Source organism: Pseudomonas sp. SIMBA_068 (assembly GCF_046534705.1).
In the GTDB taxonomy this organism is placed as follows: domain Bacteria; phylum Pseudomonadota; class Gammaproteobacteria; order Pseudomonadales; family Pseudomonadaceae; genus Aquipseudomonas; species Aquipseudomonas putida.
Genome location: NZ_JAWRYI010001403.1, coordinates 1 through 243, shown reverse-complemented (window position 1 = coordinate 243; position 243 = coordinate 1). Strand labels below are relative to the sequence as shown.

The window sequence follows — 243 nt, the reverse complement described above, 5'->3', positions numbered from 1 at the left end:
AGCTTCTCCGCCTGAACCGTGCTGCCGTTAAGTTGCAGGGTATAGCCGCTTTCATCGCGCGCCACGCTGAGCACTTCACTGCGCAGCCGCAGGGTGACATTGCCCTTGTCACATTCGGCCAGCAGCAGATCGACAATCTGCTGGGCGGAGTCGTCGCAGAAGAGCTGGCCCAGGGTTTTCTCGTGCCAGGCGATGCCGTGGCGATTAACCAGATCGATAAAATCCCACTGGGTATAACGCGCC

Annotated in this window: 1 protein-coding gene; it reads right to left on the bottom strand. The window is 59.3% G+C overall.

Translation table 11 applies throughout. The features are described from left to right. The coding region (locus tag SB756_RS34235; RefSeq protein ID WP_410913777.1) for an NAD(P)/FAD-dependent oxidoreductase at positions 1–243 on the bottom strand (243 nt) is incomplete at both ends.